Source organism: Desulforhabdus amnigena, from assembly GCF_027925305.1.
In the GTDB taxonomy this organism is placed as follows: Bacteria; Desulfobacterota; Syntrophobacteria; order Syntrophobacterales; family Syntrophobacteraceae; genus Desulforhabdus; species Desulforhabdus amnigena.
Map to the genome: position 1 here is coordinate 3,533,026 of NZ_BSDR01000001.1, position 16,975 is coordinate 3,550,000.

The window sequence follows — 16,975 nt, forward strand, 5'->3', positions numbered from 1 at the left end:
AAGGAGGCAGGAAATGTTTTGGAATTCTTATGGAATCCCTCTGCGATCTCTGTGGCTCTGCGGTATCTGCGGTAAATGGGGATTTCGATAGAGACCCAATCTTTCCATGAGAATCCCGTGAGCGAAAGATGGGGCAATGCAGGGAAGTATGTAAAAAAATACTCTAAAATTATGTAGATAGCTAAATGATGGTAAGGAAAAGAAGTTTGTGTTTGTGTCGTTCTTATGTGTTGAAGATAACGCGGGGCCGTGCTATGAATTGAGCCTTTTTAGAAATCATCGTTGAAAGGAGAGAAAGGATTGATGTTCCTAAACCGCATTCTGGGGTGGTTTTCCAATGACCTGGCGATCGACCTCGGAACCGCCAACACGCTCGTCTACGTGAGAGGCAAAGGTATTTTGCTTTGCGAGCCTTCCGTCGTGGCCGTCCGCAAAGATGAGCAGGGTTCCAATCGCGTCGTAGCAGTCGGCAAAGACGCCAAAATGATGTTGGGGAAAACCCCGGGCAATATTGTAGCCATCCGGCCCATGAAGGATGGTGTCATTGCCGATTTCGAAGTGGCTGAAGCTATGTTGAGATACTTTATTCGAAAAGTGCACAATCGGCGCAGCCTCATTCGACCGAGAATCATTGTCTGTATCCCTTCGGGAGTGACACAAGTGGAGAGGCGGGCCGTCAGGGAGTCGGCTGAATCGGCTGGGGCAAGAGAAGTGTACCTGATAGAAGAACCCATGGCTGCTGCTATTGGAGCGGGGTTGCCCATTACAGAACCCGTTTGCAATATGGTGGTGGACATAGGCGGCGGAACGACCGAAGTGGCCGTCATTTCTCTTGCCGGGATTGTGTACAGCCGTTCGGTCCGGGTGGGCGGCGATAAAATGGATCTTGCCGTACTGCAGCACATCAAGCGAAAATACAATCTCCTTATTGGGGAACGGACGGCGGAGTTGATCAAAACGACGATTGGAAATGCCTATCCCATGGAACAGGTGGAGACGATGGATATCAAGGGGCGTGACCTGGTCAGCGGTATTCCCAAAACCGTTCAAATCAACTCGGATGAGGTGCGGGAATCCATCCAGGAACAAATCGATTCCATTATCGAGACCATCAAGATCGCCCTGGAACAGACGCCTCCCGAATTGGCGGGTGATATAGTCGACCGCGGCATCGTGCTGACAGGGGGGGGCGCTCTGCTGAAGGGATTGGATAAGTTGTTGCGTTTGGAGACCGGCCTTCCCATAACCATCACGGAAGATCCCCTCTCGACAGTGGTCTTGGGCTCGGGCAAGGCCCTGGAAGAGATCGAAATATTGAAAGACGTGCTCACTTGAAGAAAGCCATTGGGGCCGGATCTCAAATGCCGAATTGCCTGAGAATGTGCGGATCTTGAACGAGGCTTGGAAGTCATGACCGAGTGGTGGCGCCGGTTGCGCAGCGTGTTGTTGATTCTTGTTTTTTTGAGTGTCTTTCTCTATATTTTTTCACTCAATTTCCGGCCTCCGGCGCGAATGGACATTCTGCAGAGGGTTGTTGTCGAATCATTGGGCCCCATCATCAAAACCATTCGAAACTCCACCGGATTTGTGGAGGACATTATCAAGGAATATGTCTGGCTGAGGCAGATCAACCATGAAAACGAATGGTTGAAAGAGAGAGTGGTTGCTCTGGAACAAAAGGTTGCAGACTACCAGGAAGCTTATATTGAGAATTTGAGGCTTCGGCGGCTCCTGGATTTTAAAAGCACTATCCATGCGGAAACCATTGCGGCGCAAGTTGTGTTGCATGATTTGACGGGCTGGTTTCAAACGTTGGTGGTGGATAAGGGATTTGAAAATTCCGTCGCACAGGACATGGCCGTAGTGAATGATGAAGGTGTCGTGGGCCGCATTCTGGATGTTTCTGATCGATATGCGCGGGTTTTGCTCATAACGGATCCTGGAAGTTCTGTGGATGCCATCATTCAGAGAAATCGTGTCCGGGGGGTGCTGAGCGGCAAGGATGCGAATGGGTGTGTTCTGAAATATGTGCGGGGCAACCAGGATGTCCAGGTAGGGGATCTGATTATCACTTCGGGTAAGGATGGAATTTTTCCCAAGGGGCTCCGGTTGGGGGTTGTGCAGGGCATATTTAAGGATCCCGTGGATCTTTTTCAAAAGATCGAGGTGAAGCCGCTGGTTCGTCTCAGTGCGCTGGAAGAGTTGCTGATCATCAAGCGGGACATGAACATGCCCGAAGAAATGACAGGTAACTGATACCTTTAATTGACTCAACAATTGACTCAACGAAGAGCAAGCGAATTTGACCTATATAAGAACTTCAACGCACTGGCAGAATTTTCATTTTCTCAAACTGACTGCCTACACATTTTTTCTCCTGTTGCTGCAGGTTCAGGGGGTATCTCGCCTTCCCTATCCCGCTCTCAGAATAGATCTTTTCCTTCCGCTCATGTTTGGAGTGGCGATTGAATGGCCTCCTGTTGCCAGCATCTTTTGGGGATGCGTTTGGGGTTTTGCCATGGACGTCCTTTCGGGAAAATTCTGGGGGTTTCATCTGGGATCGTATGTGGTGGCGATCTGCCTAGTGAACATCGGTCTCGAAAAGTTCGAATTCCAGAATCCCCTTTATCAAATGTCTTTTGTGGGGATGTGTGCGTTGGGGCAGTCTGTGGCCTTGGGATTGTATCTTCTGTTTGAACCCGCGGGTTCCATATCCATGATGTCCATGTGGATGAGCCTTGCTGTGCGTTCCCTGATCATGATGCTTTGTTCTCCCCTGATTCTCTATCCCATCTGGAGTGGTCGAAAAGATTGGAAATAATTAAGATGGCCTTTCACGCTTCGATATGGTCGGTTGAGCCAGTGCCGGGTCGTAAGATTCTTTCATCTGCCCCTGTTTGATCAGATATGGATGCAAAAAAAAAGAAATCGGAAATTCTTCATCTGGTGAATTGGGAAGTCGCTGAAACGACCGTTTTCCAAAAACAGTATTTCTTGCTGGCGGGGTTGATGTTGTTGATCCTGCTGGTCTATTTGCTGCGGCTCTGGCATTTGCAGATTCTTGAGGGATCCAAATATCGTTATCAATCGGAAAACAACCGGATACGGCTCGAAGATATTCCTGCCCCCCGGGGAATCATCTTTGATCGAAACGGCATTCCTCTGGTGGAAAATCGCCCTGCTTACCATTTGCTGCTCATCCGTGAAGACGTTCAGGATATGGATCAGACGATTCGGGAGCTTGCTCAGCTTTGTAATAAACCGCCCGAGGAATTTTTCGGTATTGTAGAGGCCAACAAGACGACCCCCAAATTCATGCCCATTCGGCTGGTTGCCGATTTGGACAGGGATTGTCTTGCACGGATTGAGGCTCACAAGGTGCGCTTGCCGGGGGTGGTGATACAACTGGAGCCCAAAAGGGAATACCGTTGGAATGGAACGGCTGCTCATCTGATCGGGTATCTGAGTGAAATCACGGAAGCGGAATTGAAGTCGGAAGACTATGAAGGGTATTTTGCTGGGGAGGATATAGGGCGTTTCGGGGTGGAGAGCGCCTTTGAGAAGTATCTTCACGGAAAACGGGGGGGGCGTCAGGTTGAAGTGGACGCCATCGGTCGCAGGATGCGCGTATTGGATGAAGTCCTTCCCATTCCGGGAAGAAATCTGTGGCTCACTATTGATATCGAGGTTCAAAAGGTCGCGGAATCTTGCCTTGAAGGAAGTGTAGGGGGTATCGTTGCCCTCGATCCAAACAACGGGGCCGTCCTTGCCATGGCGAGCAGGCCGACGTTCGATCAGGAACAGTTTATTCGCGGCCTGAACAAGGAACAATGGCAGGCGTTGAGCAAAGACCCCAATCATCCGCTGCTCAATCGTTGCATTGGGTCGGCCTATCCCCCCGGGTCCACGTACAAGGCGATTGTGGCTCTTGCGGCCTTGAAGGAGGGGATGGTAACTCCCGAGACCAACTTCGGCTGCCCGGGCTTCCTTTACTTTGCCGGCAGAAAATACCGTTGCTGGCGCGATCGCGGCCATGGGAGCGTCGATGTGGAGAGGGCGCTCATCCAGTCCTGTGACGTTTACTTTTATCAGGCCGGATTGCGTCTGGGGGTAGACAGAATTGCCCAGTATGCGCACTATTTCGGATTGGGTGAAAGGACGGGGATCGGACTCAAGGGGGAAAACCCCGGAAATATCCCCACCGCAGCCTGGAAAAAGAAAGTCTTTCATGTGCCGTGGCAAAAAGGAGAAACACTTTCTATCGCCATTGGACAGGGTTTCGATACGGCGACCCCTCTTCAGATGGCCAATGCGTTCGCGGCCATTGGCAATGGGGGAAAGTTGTGGCAGCCCTTTGTGGTGCGGCGTATCGAAGGCGGCAATTCCGATGAAATTGACGAAATGAAGGGGAAGCTGAAGCGTACTATTCCTGTGGATGCCCGTTACTTTCAGGTCGTGCAGAAAGGATTGTGCGGAGTGGTGCAGGATGAACGGGGGACGGCTCATTCTGCGATCAAAGACAGATCCATCCCTATTTCAGGGAAGACGGGAACCGCACAGGTCGTGAAGCTTGCCGAAGGGGCCAACCGCAAGCTGGCCGCAAAAATGGCTAAATTGACCGAGAGAGATCATGCATGGTTTGTTGCCTATGCTCCATCTGTAGATCCCAAGATAGCGGTTGCAGTTCTTGTGGAACATGGAGGGCATGGGTCTTCGACGGCTGCGCCTCTCGCGCAGAGAGTGATCGCAGCCTATTTGAATGGTGGGGCGGCAGAGCCAAAGTGATGCCTTCCCGTGAGGTTTTTGCTTTTTGATTGTTGAACAAGGATCTGATTTGCGATGATGGATAGGCGTTTGATTGAAAACTTCGATTGGTCCCTCCTCTGGGTACTCCTAGCCATTGTTTCAATTGGTCTTTTAAGTGTATACAGTGCGCTCTACCCTCAGATCCAGGCCAACCCGACGAATAATCTTTTTATAAAACAGCTCCTGTGGCTCGCCGTGGGTTTCAGTGTGATGTTCTGTACCCTTCTGTTGGATTATCAACAGCTCAGGGTGGCAAGTTTTTGGATTTATCTTTTTGTTATCCTGCTCCTTCTGGTAGTGCTTGTGGCGGGTAGAGAGGTCAATGGTTCCAAAAGGTGGCTCCAATTGGCAGGGTTTCAATTTCAGCCGTCGGAATTCATGAAAGTGGCCATAGTCATCCAGTTGGCAAGTTATTTTGCGTCTCACGAAATCTCGCCTTATCCAAGTCTTCGCAAATTGTTCCTTCCAGTGTTGATGCTCGCCGGACCGGTATTGCTCATTCTGGCTGAACCGGATTTGGGCACGGCCATTTCCGTCAGTGCCATCGCATGCACTCTGATTTTGTTTATGGGAATCCGGTGGAGATACATCGTGGGATTGATTTTGGGGATTTTGCCCTTTTTGTATCCGGTCTGGGAGAATGTGTTGAAACCTTACCAGAAAAGGCGCATCCTGATTCTGCTTCGTCCGGATCTGGATCCGCTGGGGGCTGGGTATCATATCCGGCAGTCAAAGATTGCCATTGGGTCAGGCAAGCTTTGGGGCAAAGGTTTTTTAAACGGTACACAAAACAAGCTGCGCTTTCTTCCGGAAAAACATACGGACTTTGTGTTTTCGGTTTGGGCTGAAGAATGGGGCTTTCTTGGCTGTGCCTTGCTGTTGATTTTATTTTCACTTATGGTCGTTCTCGCTCTGAGGGTGGCCCGCAGGTCAAAAGACCGGTATGGGGCCTTGCTGGTAGTGGGAATGACGGCTCTCATTCTGTGGCAGGTTCTCATCAATATTGGAATGGTGATCGGTTTGTTGCCGGTAGTGGGAATCACTCTACCCTTCGTCAGTTACGGAGGTTCCTCCCTCATAACGTTATGTTTCGCCATCGGTCTTATCGAGAATGTGAGCATGCGTCGCTATACTTTTCATACGGGCTGAAACACCCTAAACCGGCTTCACACAATCTTTGTGGGATTGTGATTTTTATTACTTTTCTCTTGCCAACCTTTCCGACTTATGCTAACAGCTCACATATATTGGGCTTCCATACTGTTGCCATGGCAGAGAACTGTCCATTTTCTGGAGGGGTGCTGGACCGTTCGAGTCGAGGGACAGGTCACATAAAAGTTGGTTTTTGAAATAACTTGAGAATACTAAAGTTAAGGGAAGGGGAGAGATGATCAACATTAATGTGACGCTATTGATTCAGATGGGTAACTTCTTGGTCCTGCTTTTCCTGATGAATCTCGTTCTGTATCGGCCCATTCGCCGCATTGTCGCTCAAAGGAAGCAGTTTGTTGATGAGCGGCAGGCGGAGATTGAGCGCATGGATGCAGATGTGAAGGCTTCCATTGAGAGCTTCAATCAAAAGATTCAGGACGCCCGCAGGTTGGGTCGTGAAAAAATTCAGGAATTGAAGGCTGCGGCGTACGAGCAGGAAAAGGAATTGACTCAGAAGGCCGTCGAACAGGCAGGAAAGCAGTTGCAGGAAATGCGTGCCCAGATTCAAGAGGAGATTCGAGGGGCGCGCGATCAGTTGAGCGGTCAGGTCAAGGCCTTTTCTGTGGAGTTGGCGCAGAAGATTTTGGGAAGGAGTCTTTAGATGGGCAAGGATCTGAGGGGGGACGAGATGAAGAAGAAGTGTTTGACGGTTCTCCTCGGTGCTGGGCTGCTCGTTGCTTGGTGTGGAGTGGCTTTGGCTTCCGAAGGGGGCGGTGGGGATCATGGTCTGAATTGGTTTGATTTTTCTCTCCGATTTTTGAATTTCGCTATTCTTCTTGCTATTCTGATCAAACTTCTCAAAAAACCAATCGGCAGTTTCTTTAGCACAAGGCGCCAGGACATTCAGGCCATGCTTGCGGAGCTGGAGCAAAAGAAGCAGGAAGCGGAACGGACCGCCGCTGAATATCAGCAGAAGATGGCCGCCCTGGAAGGGGAAACACAGAAAATCGTGGCGGAGCTTGTTTCTGAAGGTGAGGCTGAAAGGCTCAAAATCATCCAGTCGGCCGAGCGGCAGGCGGACTACATTCGCCAGCAGGCCCAGGTGGCTATTCAGCAGGAAGTGAAAGCGGCCAAGGAGAAACTGCAGGAAGAAATCAGCGAGCTGTCTGTGGCTGCCGCCGAAGAGATACTGCGTGAAAATATGCAGGCAGAGGATCAGGGTCGTCTGGTCCAGGACTTCGTGACGAAAGTGACGGATGCGAGTCGCGTGCAGGGTAAAGTTATTGAGGTTTAGGGGCTCGTTTTGGGGCGTGCGGGCGATAAAGATCGTGGACTGCTGTCTGGAGCCTAGCATAAGATAAAAATGGCAAGTGATGGAAATTGAAGCAACAAAAGAACAGATTTTGGTTGCAGTAACTTTAACCCCTGTGGAAGGCTTACGGTGGAGGCGAAGTGAGAAATCTAGTCATAGCCAAACGTTACGCGAAAGCGTTGTTCAACCTGGCCCTTGATGGAGGCTGGGTTGGGCAGTACGGACGGGAGTTGGACGGGTTTGTGCAACTCCTCGGGGAGCTTCCAGATTTTGCGGACGCCGTTCAAAACCCCCTGTATCCGGAGGCGGCGAGAAAAGCGTTGTTTTATTCTGTGGCTGACAAGGCCGAAATGACGCCCATAATGAAGAGCTTTATCAATCTTCTTATCGAAAAAAAGCGTGTGCAGCACATAGGGGATATTGCTGACTATTACCACAAGCTGATCGACGATCATGACAATGTCGCACGCGCCCAACTCAAGGCGGCTACACAGTTGGATGAACCGGTCATTCAGGAGATCGCTCAAACGCTCGAAAACATGACAGGGAAAAAGATCGTCGTTGAGTTTCAATTGGACCCCACCCTGATCGGGGGGGTTGTCGCTCAAATCGGCGATTTGGTTTTGGATGGGAGTGTAAGGCGACAGTTGCTCAACTTTAAAGAAACTTTGAAGAGGGGTGCGTTAGGTTAATGGAAATCAGAGCAGAAGAAATAAGCCAAATTATTCGAGATCAAATCAAGGACTACGAGAAACAGGTCGAGCTCAGTGAAACTGGGCGTGTGCTTTCCGTCGGTGACGGTATCGCTCGTGTCTATGGCGTTGAAAAGTGCATGTCTATGGAGTTGCTTGAGTTCCCTACCGATGTGGGAATCATCTACGGTCTGGCACTTAACCTGGAAGAAGACAATGTGGGTGTTGCCATCATGGGCGAAGACATCCACATCAAGGAAGGTGCTGAGGTCCGGAGGACGGGGCGTATTGCCGAAGTGCCGGTCGGTGAGGCGGTCTTGGGGCGTGTTGTGGACTCCGTGGGTAACCCTCTGGATGGGCAAGGCCCCATTGAAGCTAAAGAATTCTCCCGAATCGAAGTGATCGCGCCGGGCGTTATCGCACGCCAATCCGTAAATGAACCCATGTATACGGGACTCAAAGCCATTGATGCGATGACCCCTGTCGGTCGCGGGCAGCGTGAATTGATCATCGGTGACCGTCAGATCGGCAAGACAGCTATCGCGGTGGATGCTATCATTAATCAGAAAGATTCCGGTATTTACTGCATCTATGTTGCGATTGGGCAAAAGAAGTCTACTGTGGCACAGGTCGTGGACACCCTTCGGAAGCACGGGGCGATGGACTATACAACGGTCGTCGTGGCAGGCGCCAGTGACCCTGCTCCCCTCCAGTACGTGGCCCCCTTTGCAGGGTGTGCTATGGGCGAGTATTATCGTGACCGCGGAAAACATGCTTTGATCATCTATGATGATCTTTCAAAGCAGGCAACGGCATATCGCCAGGTTTCGCTCCTGTTGCGCCGTCCTCCTGCGCGTGAAGCATTTCCAGGCGATATTTTCTACAACCACTCGAGGCTGCTGGAGCGTGCCTCCAAAATGAACGCCGAGTTGGGTGGAGGCTCCCTGACAGCTTTGCCTATCATCGAAACGCAGGCGGGCGACGTTTCCGCATATATTCCCACGAACGTTATTTCCATCACCGACGGTCAGATTTATCTGGAGCCGAGTCTTTTCTTTGCAGGTGTTCGGCCCGCGATCAACGTCGGCCTTTCGGTTTCCCGTGTAGGCGGCGCAGCCCAGACCAAGGCAATGAAGCAGGTGGCGGGTCGTTTGCGTCTCGACCTTGCGCAGTACCGCGAACTTGAAGCTTTTGCCAAGTTCGGTAGCGATCTGGATAAGGGAACACTGGCTCAACTCAATCGTGGCAGCCGCCTGGTTGAATTGTTGAAACAACCTCAGTATCAGCCCATGTCCGCCGAGAAGGAAGTTATGTCCCTTTACGCGGGGACAAGAGGGTACCTTGATGCGGTGCCCTTGGAAAAAGTCAGCGAATACGAAGGCCAAATGCTTGCCTTCGTAGAGAGGAAGTATCCCGAGATCTTTACCGAACTCAAAGAAAAGCAAGTTATCGGCGATGACTTGGATCAGAAGATGAAAAAAGCTTTGGAGGAGTTTGCCGAGGTTTTTCAGGGCTAATTGGCGTCCAAATTGAAACGTTAGGAAAAGAGAGAGTGTGCTATGGCAACACTAAGGGACATCAAGAGAAAAATCGACGCCGTTAAGAAGACCTCGCAGATCACCAAGGCCATGAATATGGTGGCTGCTGCCAAGCTGCGTGTGGCTCAGCAGAACATGGAAAAATTCCATCCGTACGCAACCAAGTTCAATGAGGTGATATCCCGTTTGGCCGTGGGCGTTGAGGATGACGGTTCATTTGAGCTTCTGAAACAAAGAGAGGAAGTCAAGAATATTGAGCTCGTCCTTTTGACTCCTGATAGAGGTCTTTGCGGCAGTTTCAATAACAACCTCATTGTGACCGCCGAGAAGTTCATCGCTGCCAAGAAGGCTGAGGGGATTACCGTCACACTCACAGCAGTTGGCAAAAAAGGTTATGATTATTTCAGGCGTCGAAATATCGAAATCAGCAAACGGATGACTGGGATTCTCAATAAGCCCAGTTATGATGACGCAGTGGATCTCGGTCGCGAACTGATTGCAAAGTTCGAGAGTGGGGTTTGCGATGAAGTTTATGTCATCTATAGCAACTTCATCAGTATAGTGAGGCAGGCGCCTGCAGTTTTCAGGATGCTGCCCATTGCTCCTGAAAAAACCGAAGGGGGAGAAGGCGGAAGCAATGTGGAATACATCTTCGAACCTTCCCATGATGCACTGTTGAACGATTTGCTGCCAAACTACGTTTTTATAGAACTCCTCGAATACTTTTATCAGACTGCGGTTGGTGAGCATGCTGCTCGAATGGCAGCCATGGAAAATGCGACCAGTAACTGTAAAGAGCTGGTAAGAACCCTGACGCTTACATACAACAAGGCGAGACAGGCTGGTATCACCAAGGAGCTCATGGACATCGTTGGCGGCGCCGAAGCCCTGAAGAAATAAAAGGTAAGCTGGCTGCTTCCCTTGATTTAAGGAGGTTATAAGCCCATGAATATGGGGAAAATCGTGCAAGTCATTGGAAACGTTGTGGACGTTGAGTTCGAAGAAGGCAAGCTTCCCCCACTCCTGAACGCCTTGTTTGTGTCAAACCCCGGAATCAGTTCCGAGGAAGACAATCTTGTCCTCGAAGTGGCTCAGCACCTGGGTGACAACGTGGTGCGCACCATCGGAATGGACTTGACGGATGGTCTTGTCCGCGGAATGCCGGTCAAGGATACGGGCAAACCCATCATGATGCCTGTGGGTGAGGCTGTGTTGGGGCGTGTTATCAACGTTGTGGGCAGGACCGTTGATGGTCTTGGTCCTGTTAAGACGGACAAATACATGCCGGTCCACCGCCCCGCTCCTCTATTCACCGAACAGGATACGTCGGTAAAGGTACTCGAAACGGGTGTAAAGGTCATCGATCTTCTCGTTCCCTTTCCACGTGGCGGCAAAATGGGGATGTTCGGCGGTGCCGGTGTCGGCAAAACCGTTGTTATGATGGAAATGATCCATAATATCGCCATGCAGCACGGTGGTATTTCAGTATTTGCCGGCGTAGGCGAGCGTACGCGTGAAGGAAACGACCTGTATCATGAAATGAAGGATTCAGGCGTTCTGCCCCGTGCCGGTCTTGTTTATGGCCAGATGACGGAGCCGCCTGGAGCTCGTGCAAGGGTTGCACTGTCCGCCTTGACCGTTGCGGAGTACTTCCGTGATGTGGAAGGGCAGGATGTGTTGCTCTTCGTAGACAATATCTTCCGGTTCACCCAGGCTGGTGCCGAGGTGTCCGCCCTCCTGGGTCGTATGCCTTCTGCCGTTGGTTATCAGCCTACATTGGGTACGGACCTCGGTGCACTGCAGGAACGTATTACTTCAACGACGAAGGGTTCTATTACTTCCGTCCAATGCGTATACGTGCCCGCTGACGACTTGACCGACCCTGCTCCCGCTACGACGTTTGCTCACCTGGATGGTACCGTCGTTCTCTCCCGTCAGATTGCCGAGCTCGGTATCTATCCTGCGGTGGATCCACTGGATTCGACGTCCCGCATTCTGGATCCTAATGTCTTGGGTGAGGCTCATTACAGCACCGCACGCGAAGTTCAGCAGATCCTTCAGAAGTACAAAGACCTTCAGGACATCATCGCCATCCTGGGTATGGATGAGCTTTCTGATGAAGACAAGCTGACTGTAGCTCGGGCCCGAAGAATTCAAAGATTCCTCTCGCAGCCGTTCCACGTTGCGGAAACGTTCACTGGCGTGGCTGGGAAATATGTAAAGATGGAGGATACCATTAGAGGCTTTAGTGAAATTTGCCAGGGAAAATACGACGACATTCCCGAACAGGCGTTCTATATGGTAGGATCCATTGAGGAAGCGGTTGAGAAGGCCAAGCAAATGTCTGCATAAGCAAAGAGAGTGGTGAGCGTATGGCCGATAAGATTCTGTTGGAGGTTGTGACCCCCGAGAAAACGGTGTTGAGTGAAACGGTGGATATTGTCGTTGCTCCGGGGGAAGAGGGTGAGTTTGGTGCGTTGCCCAACCACATCCCGTTTGTGAGTAAATTGAGGGTTGGGGAACTGAGGTTCCGCATAGGGGCGACAACGCGCTATGTAGCCATAATGGGCGGGTACGCAGAGGTCCTGCCCGATCACGTCACTATTCTGGCATCGGCCGCAGAAGAGGCCGGGGAAATAGATGTCATCAGAGCGAAGGCTGCAAGGGAGCGCGCTGAGCGCCGGCTGGCGGAGGCTAAAGATCGTTATGAGTTTGCGGTGGCGCAGGCTGCGTTGCAAAGAGCTATGGCTCGGCTGCGCATTGCTGAAAAAGCTTGATGGATAGATCTCAGTAAGTTTCTTGAGCACGACTGGAAAGCCCTTCCGATGGAAGGGCTTTTTTTGCTGGGGGGGGAAGCAAGCAAATTGGGATTCTATTGATGTAAAGGTGCCCATGCAAGGTGGAATCACGGGATTGGATTGAACCAGGATAATCATCGTTCAGCGCGCGTTTACCGCAGAGGACACAAAGAACGCTAAGGATAAGGCTGCTTTTTTCCACTCCGCGATATCTACGCAATCAGTGGATATGCAATGGCGGTGAACGGCTAAGAAGCAAGGATGATAGCCGCGGAGATTCAGCTTGACTTATTTTTCTTTTTTTGAATAAAATAATAATAAAATATAAAGGCTGAATCGATTGAATATACCTAGGAAAGAGGGTGGTTTGCAAGGTATTGAACCTTCTGAATTCCTGTCTTTCATAGGCCTTAGATAGTTGACGAGGGCGATTATTTGCCGCAAAGAAAGCTTGCAAAGGCTCAAATGGCTTCGATGGTTCCTGTGTTCCAGCGCATTTGAGAGAGTTAGACGATTCTGACCGCAGTCTGAGAGTGAAACTGAACAAGGCACCTTGCAGAGATTCGGATTTATAGAAAACTTCGAGTTTTGTATTTGGAGGAACACCTCGAAAAGGCGTCTTCTATAGTCACAGTGAGGCGGAAACCCGAGGCCGACTGTGCGTGGAAATGGCTTTAGTTCATATAGGTGGCGCCTCAGGACAGGGAAGCCGCTAGAAAATTGTGGCCGCAATGGCCATTGCAAAATACAAAGAGTCCCCTGCTGTGTTTGTGATTGGTGGAACGTTCCTGTTCCAACAGCAACAAAAGGGGAGCCCCCTCTTGCTCCGGTGTGCATGTCAGGGTACTGAAAGCCTAAAGGAGTGATGGGGCACCCACCTTAACTTTTCGGTTCATGGCCGACCACCAACACGGCACTATGCGGGGGGTTTAGTTTAGCTCTCTTTTGAATATCGGTATCTTCAGGCAATTATTTTGCTCTGGGTGTTGTAACCTCTCAGAGTTGCCGCAACAGAATTCGGTTTAATTCTAATAATCCCGCCTAGTAAGCTTTGTCCTTGAACGGTTGCCCGTTTCTATCAAATCACGTATTTCTGATAATGAGCAATATATCTGAATTGGGGCTTAGAGATGTGTGCATTTTTCCCCTTTGTGTCGAACGGACGTCGTTAGAGGGAAATGGATTGAAAAATCAAAATATTGGAATTCTCTGTGTCCTTTGAAAGGAATGATTCGTTATGGGGTCTATGTCGGGTTTTGTGCTGATCCTGTTAGGTTTGTTGGGAGGGGCGGGGTTAGGAGTTGCTTTTCGCCAGTATTGGTTTGAGAAGCGGACTGAAAGTCTTCAAGAGCAGGCAAAAAATATCATCAATGAAGCTCGAAAAGAAGCTGAAACAATAAAGAAGGAAGCCATCCTTCAGGCAAAAGACAGTTTGTTTCAGATGAAAGCCGAATTCGAGCGGGAGAGTAAAGAAAATAGAAAGGAATTTCAGGCTCTTGAAAAGAGAATCCTCCAAAAGGAAGAAAATTTGGACAAGAAGTCCGAAGCGCTGGATAAGCGAGAGGCGACCATAGGGAAGAGGGAAAAGCTTATTCTCCAACAGGAAAAAGAAATTGGTGAGAAAGAAAAGGAGCTGCAGTCCTTACTCGAAAATCAGAGGAAGAAGCTCGAGGAGCTTTCCGGGATATCCACGCAGGAAGCGAAAGAAATGTTGATCAAGGCTCTGGAAAATGAAGCCAGACATGATGCCGCCTTGCTGGTCAAAAGAATCGAAACGGAAGCCCGTGAGATTGCAGATAGAAAAGGAAAGAATATTATCGCATTGGCCATACAACGTTATGCAGGCGACTATGTCGCGGAAAAAACCGTTTCCGTGGTGAACTTGCCGAACGAAGAGATGAAGGGGAGAATCATAGGAAGAGAGGGGCGCAATATCCGTGCGATCGAGGCTTCCACGGGGGTTGATTTAATCATTGACGATACTCCTGAGGCGGTGATTTTGTCCGGATTCAATCCTGTTCGTCGAGAAGTTGCCAGAATATCTCTCGAGAGACTCATTTCGGATGGAAGGATTCATCCTGCGCGCATTGAAGAGATTGTAGAGAAAGTAAACGCAGAAATCGAGACCACCATCCGGGAAGCGGGTGAGCAGGCAGCCTTTGATGTAGGCGTTCATGGAATTCACCCCGAATTGATCAAGCTTCTTGGGAAATTGAAATATCGGACGAGCTACGCACAGAATGTGTTGCAGCATTCCAGGGAAGTGGCGTTTCTATGTGGAGTGATGGCTTCGGAACTGGGATTGAACGAAAAGCAGGCGAAGCGGGCCGGATTGTTGCACGATATAGGGAAGGCCACGGATCATGAAATAGAAGGCCCACACGCAACCATCGGCGCGGATTTGGCGAGAAAATATGGAGAAAGCCAGGCAATCATCCATGCCATTGCCGCTCATCATGAAGATGTCCCTGCAGAAGATATCCTGGCAATCCTTGTGCAGGCTGCCGATGCTTTATCGGGCGCTCGGCCTGGGGCTCGAAAAGAACTTTTGGAAACCTACGTGAAGCGTCTTGAAGGGTTGGAGAAAATCGCAGCATCCTTCCCCGGAATCAGCAAAGCTTATGCGATACAAGCCGGTCGGGAATTGCGAATTATTGTGGAGAGCGGGTCTGTGGGAGATGCCGAAGTTGTGTTGCTGAGTAAGGATATTGCAAAAAAAATTGAGAGTGAGATGACGTATCCTGGACAAATCAAGGTCACCGTGATTCGTGAGACGCGCGCAGTAGAATATGCTAAGTAATCAATATATGAAAAATCATGCTCGATAGCGTATGGATGATGAGAAAATAGTTTTATTGTTCTTTTCCGGGCATTTTTCTAACAAAAAATGTAAATCCTACTGCTCGGCGAGTTCCTGAGTGTTCATTTTTTTCTGTGAAGGAGAATGGGGTGTCGATTACCGAGAATGTTTACGATGTCCTTAAACAACGAGGGTTTGTTGCTCAGGCAACGGATGAGGAGGAGTTAAGAGCATATCTCTCCAAACCGGCCTCTTGCTACATCGGTTTTGATCCGACTGCAGACAGTCTCCATATCGGGAGCATGGTTCCCATCATGGCTTTAGCTCATATGCAAAGAGCAGGGCACCGTCCACTTGTCCTCGTAGGAGGAGGCACTGGAATGGTGGGGGATCCCAGCGGTAAAACAGAAATGCGGCAAATCCTCAGTGTGGAGCAGATTCAAGCCAATGTGGACGCTCTGAAACAGCAATTGTCACATTTCCTTGATTTTGGGGAAAACAAGGCGGTCATGCTCAACAACGCAGACTGGTTACTGAACCTTGGGTATATAGAGTTTTTGAGAGATATCGGTAAGCATTTCAGTGTCAACCGGATGCTGGCGGCTGAAAGTTATAAGATGCGTCTGGAAACCGGCCTCAATTTCATTGAATTCAATTATATGCTGCTTCAGGCATATGACTTCTATTATCTCTCACAACACTACGACTGCAATCTTCAAATGGGGGGCAATGACCAATGGGGCAACATCGTGGCGGGGATCGAACTCATTCGGCGCAAGTCAGGAAAGAATGCCTTTGCCATTACATTTCCCCTTCTGACTACCGCTTCGGGGGCTAAAATGGGAAAAACGGCTTCGGGTGCGGTCTGGCTGAGTCCCAAGAAGACAAATCCTTTTGAATTTTATCAGTATTGGGTGAACACTGACGATCGTGATGTGGACAGGTTCTTGAAACTCTATACTTTTCTTCCAATGAAGGAAATCCAGGCAGTTGAGGGGTTGGAAGGGCAGGAACTGAACGTCGTCAAAACAATACTTGCGTACGAGGTGACCTGTCAAACTCATGGTGCTAAAGAAGCCTTGGCAGCTTACGACGCGGCAAGCAGCGTTTTTGGTCGGCGGCATTTACCGGAGGATCTACTGCCCTCGAGTTCCATACCACGTCGTGCCAGGGATGAGTTGCAGGGGGTTCCCTGCACAGTAGTTCCTATGAGTAGGGTAAAGGAAGGTGTTCCAGCGTTCGAACTGTTTGCGGAAATAGGTTTGTGTGAATCTAAAAGTGCCGCTCGCCGCCTCATTCAGCAAGGCGGTGCCTACGTGAACGAAGAACGCCTCAGGGCGTTTGATGAACATATAGGGCCTGATCATGTCAAAGAAGGTGGTATCTTCCTCAAGGCGGGTAAGAAGAAAATTCACCGTATTGTGGTTGAAGGCTGAGGAATGGATGCAGAGGCGTCGGGCCAGAATGTATGTATAACGTCGGTACGGATGACCATCGGACAAAAGGTGCCGGCAATTCCGGGCAATATCGCGCGATCTGGTGCGTGAAAAGAGTATAAAAGACTTTTGGATGTTTTATTTTTGCATCCTGACATAAAAAATCAGTTGACAAAAGGGTGCCTGACGAGTAAGAAAGGCACCTTCGCTTCGGGAGATCGACAGAGAACGGGGCGAAAGGAAAGCGAAGTAAAAAAAGATTAAAAAGATCCTTGACAAGCAGCAAGGAAATCAGTAGAAAGGCACCTTCGCTTCGGGAGATCAACAGAAAACGGGGCGAAGGGAAAGTAAAAAAAAAGATTAAAAAGATCCTTGACAAGCGGCAAGGAAATCAGTAGAAAGGCACCTTCGCTTCGGGAAAGGGAGCGAGGGGGTTAAAGA

Annotated in this window: 14 protein-coding genes and 1 other RNA gene; all 15 read left to right on the plus strand. The window is 49.9% G+C overall.

Annotated features, from left to right (window positions below; translation table 11 throughout):
* Nucleotides 1-303: 303 nt before the first annotated feature.
* Nucleotides 304-1,335 carry a rod shape-determining protein gene (locus tag QMG16_RS15035; RefSeq protein ID WP_281797094.1) on the plus strand — a complete coding sequence of 344 codons (1,032 nt, stop codon included), beginning with the start codon at nucleotides 304-306 and terminating at the stop codon, nucleotides 1,333-1,335.
* 75 nt (nucleotides 1,336-1,410) lie between these two features.
* Nucleotides 1,411-2,256 (plus strand): rod shape-determining protein MreC, encoded by an 846-nt coding sequence (gene mreC, locus QMG16_RS15040; RefSeq protein ID WP_281795581.1) that lies wholly within the window; start codon nucleotides 1,411-1,413, stop codon nucleotides 2,254-2,256.
* Between the two features lie 46 nt (nucleotides 2,257-2,302).
* Nucleotides 2,303-2,821, plus strand: coding sequence for a rod shape-determining protein MreD (gene mreD / locus QMG16_RS15045; protein ID WP_281795583.1), 519 nt, complete (start codon nucleotides 2,303-2,305; stop codon nucleotides 2,819-2,821).
* An 86-nt stretch (nucleotides 2,822-2,907) separates the two neighbouring features.
* A complete protein-coding gene (gene mrdA, locus QMG16_RS15050) occupies nucleotides 2,908-4,785 on the plus strand; it encodes a penicillin-binding protein 2 (protein ID WP_281795584.1) in 1,878 nt (625 codons plus the stop codon).
* 54 nt (nucleotides 4,786-4,839) lie between these two features.
* Nucleotides 4,840-5,955, plus strand: coding sequence for a rod shape-determining protein RodA (gene rodA / locus QMG16_RS15055; RefSeq protein WP_281795585.1), 1,116 nt, complete (start codon nucleotides 4,840-4,842; stop codon nucleotides 5,953-5,955).
* Nucleotides 5,956-6,193: 238 nt separating this feature from the next.
* Nucleotides 6,194-6,619 carry a F0F1 ATP synthase subunit B gene (locus QMG16_RS15060; RefSeq protein WP_281795588.1) on the plus strand — a complete coding sequence of 142 codons (426 nt, stop codon included), beginning with the start codon at nucleotides 6,194-6,196 and terminating at the stop codon, nucleotides 6,617-6,619.
* On the plus strand, nucleotides 6,620-7,252 hold the full coding sequence (atpF, locus tag QMG16_RS15065; RefSeq protein ID WP_281795590.1) for a F0F1 ATP synthase subunit B: 633 nt from the start codon (nucleotides 6,620-6,622) through the stop codon (nucleotides 7,250-7,252).
* Nucleotides 7,253-7,410: 158 nt separating this feature from the next.
* Nucleotides 7,411-7,962: an ATP synthase F1 subunit delta gene (gene atpH, locus QMG16_RS15070; RefSeq protein ID WP_281795592.1), complete on the plus strand. Its 552-nt coding sequence runs from the start codon at nucleotides 7,411-7,413 to the stop codon at nucleotides 7,960-7,962.
* Entirely contained in the window at nucleotides 7,962-9,479 is a 1,518-nt protein-coding gene (gene atpA / locus QMG16_RS15075; protein ID WP_281795594.1) for a F0F1 ATP synthase subunit alpha, read from the plus strand. The genes atpH and atpA overlap by 1 nt, the downstream gene beginning before the upstream one ends.
* A gap of 42 nt (nucleotides 9,480-9,521) precedes the next feature.
* Nucleotides 9,522-10,400, plus strand: a complete 879-nt coding sequence (gene atpG, locus QMG16_RS15080) for an ATP synthase F1 subunit gamma (RefSeq protein WP_281795596.1) — start codon at nucleotides 9,522-9,524, stop codon at nucleotides 10,398-10,400.
* Nucleotides 10,401-10,445: 45 nt separating this feature from the next.
* Complete coding sequence (gene atpD, locus QMG16_RS15085; protein WP_281795598.1) at nucleotides 10,446-11,852, plus strand: F0F1 ATP synthase subunit beta; 1,407 nt, start codon at nucleotides 10,446-10,448, stop codon at nucleotides 11,850-11,852.
* Nucleotides 11,853-11,872: 20 nt separating this feature from the next.
* Nucleotides 11,873-12,277: a F0F1 ATP synthase subunit epsilon gene (locus QMG16_RS15090; protein WP_281795600.1), complete on the plus strand. Its 405-nt coding sequence runs from the start codon at nucleotides 11,873-11,875 to the stop codon at nucleotides 12,275-12,277.
* Nucleotides 12,278-13,051: 774 nt separating this feature from the next.
* Nucleotides 13,052-13,229: non-coding RNA, 6S RNA (gene ssrS / locus QMG16_RS15095), on the plus strand.
* Nucleotides 13,230-13,535: 306 nt separating this feature from the next.
* Complete coding sequence (gene rny, locus QMG16_RS15100; RefSeq protein WP_281795601.1) at nucleotides 13,536-15,098, plus strand: ribonuclease Y; 1,563 nt, start codon at nucleotides 13,536-13,538, stop codon at nucleotides 15,096-15,098.
* Between the two features lie 155 nt (nucleotides 15,099-15,253).
* The gene (gene tyrS / locus QMG16_RS15105) at nucleotides 15,254-16,534 is read left to right on the plus strand and encodes a tyrosine--tRNA ligase (RefSeq protein WP_373878750.1); all 1,281 of its coding nucleotides are present in this window, start codon (nucleotides 15,254-15,256) and stop codon (nucleotides 16,532-16,534) included.
* Nucleotides 16,535-16,975 lie beyond the last annotated feature (441 nt).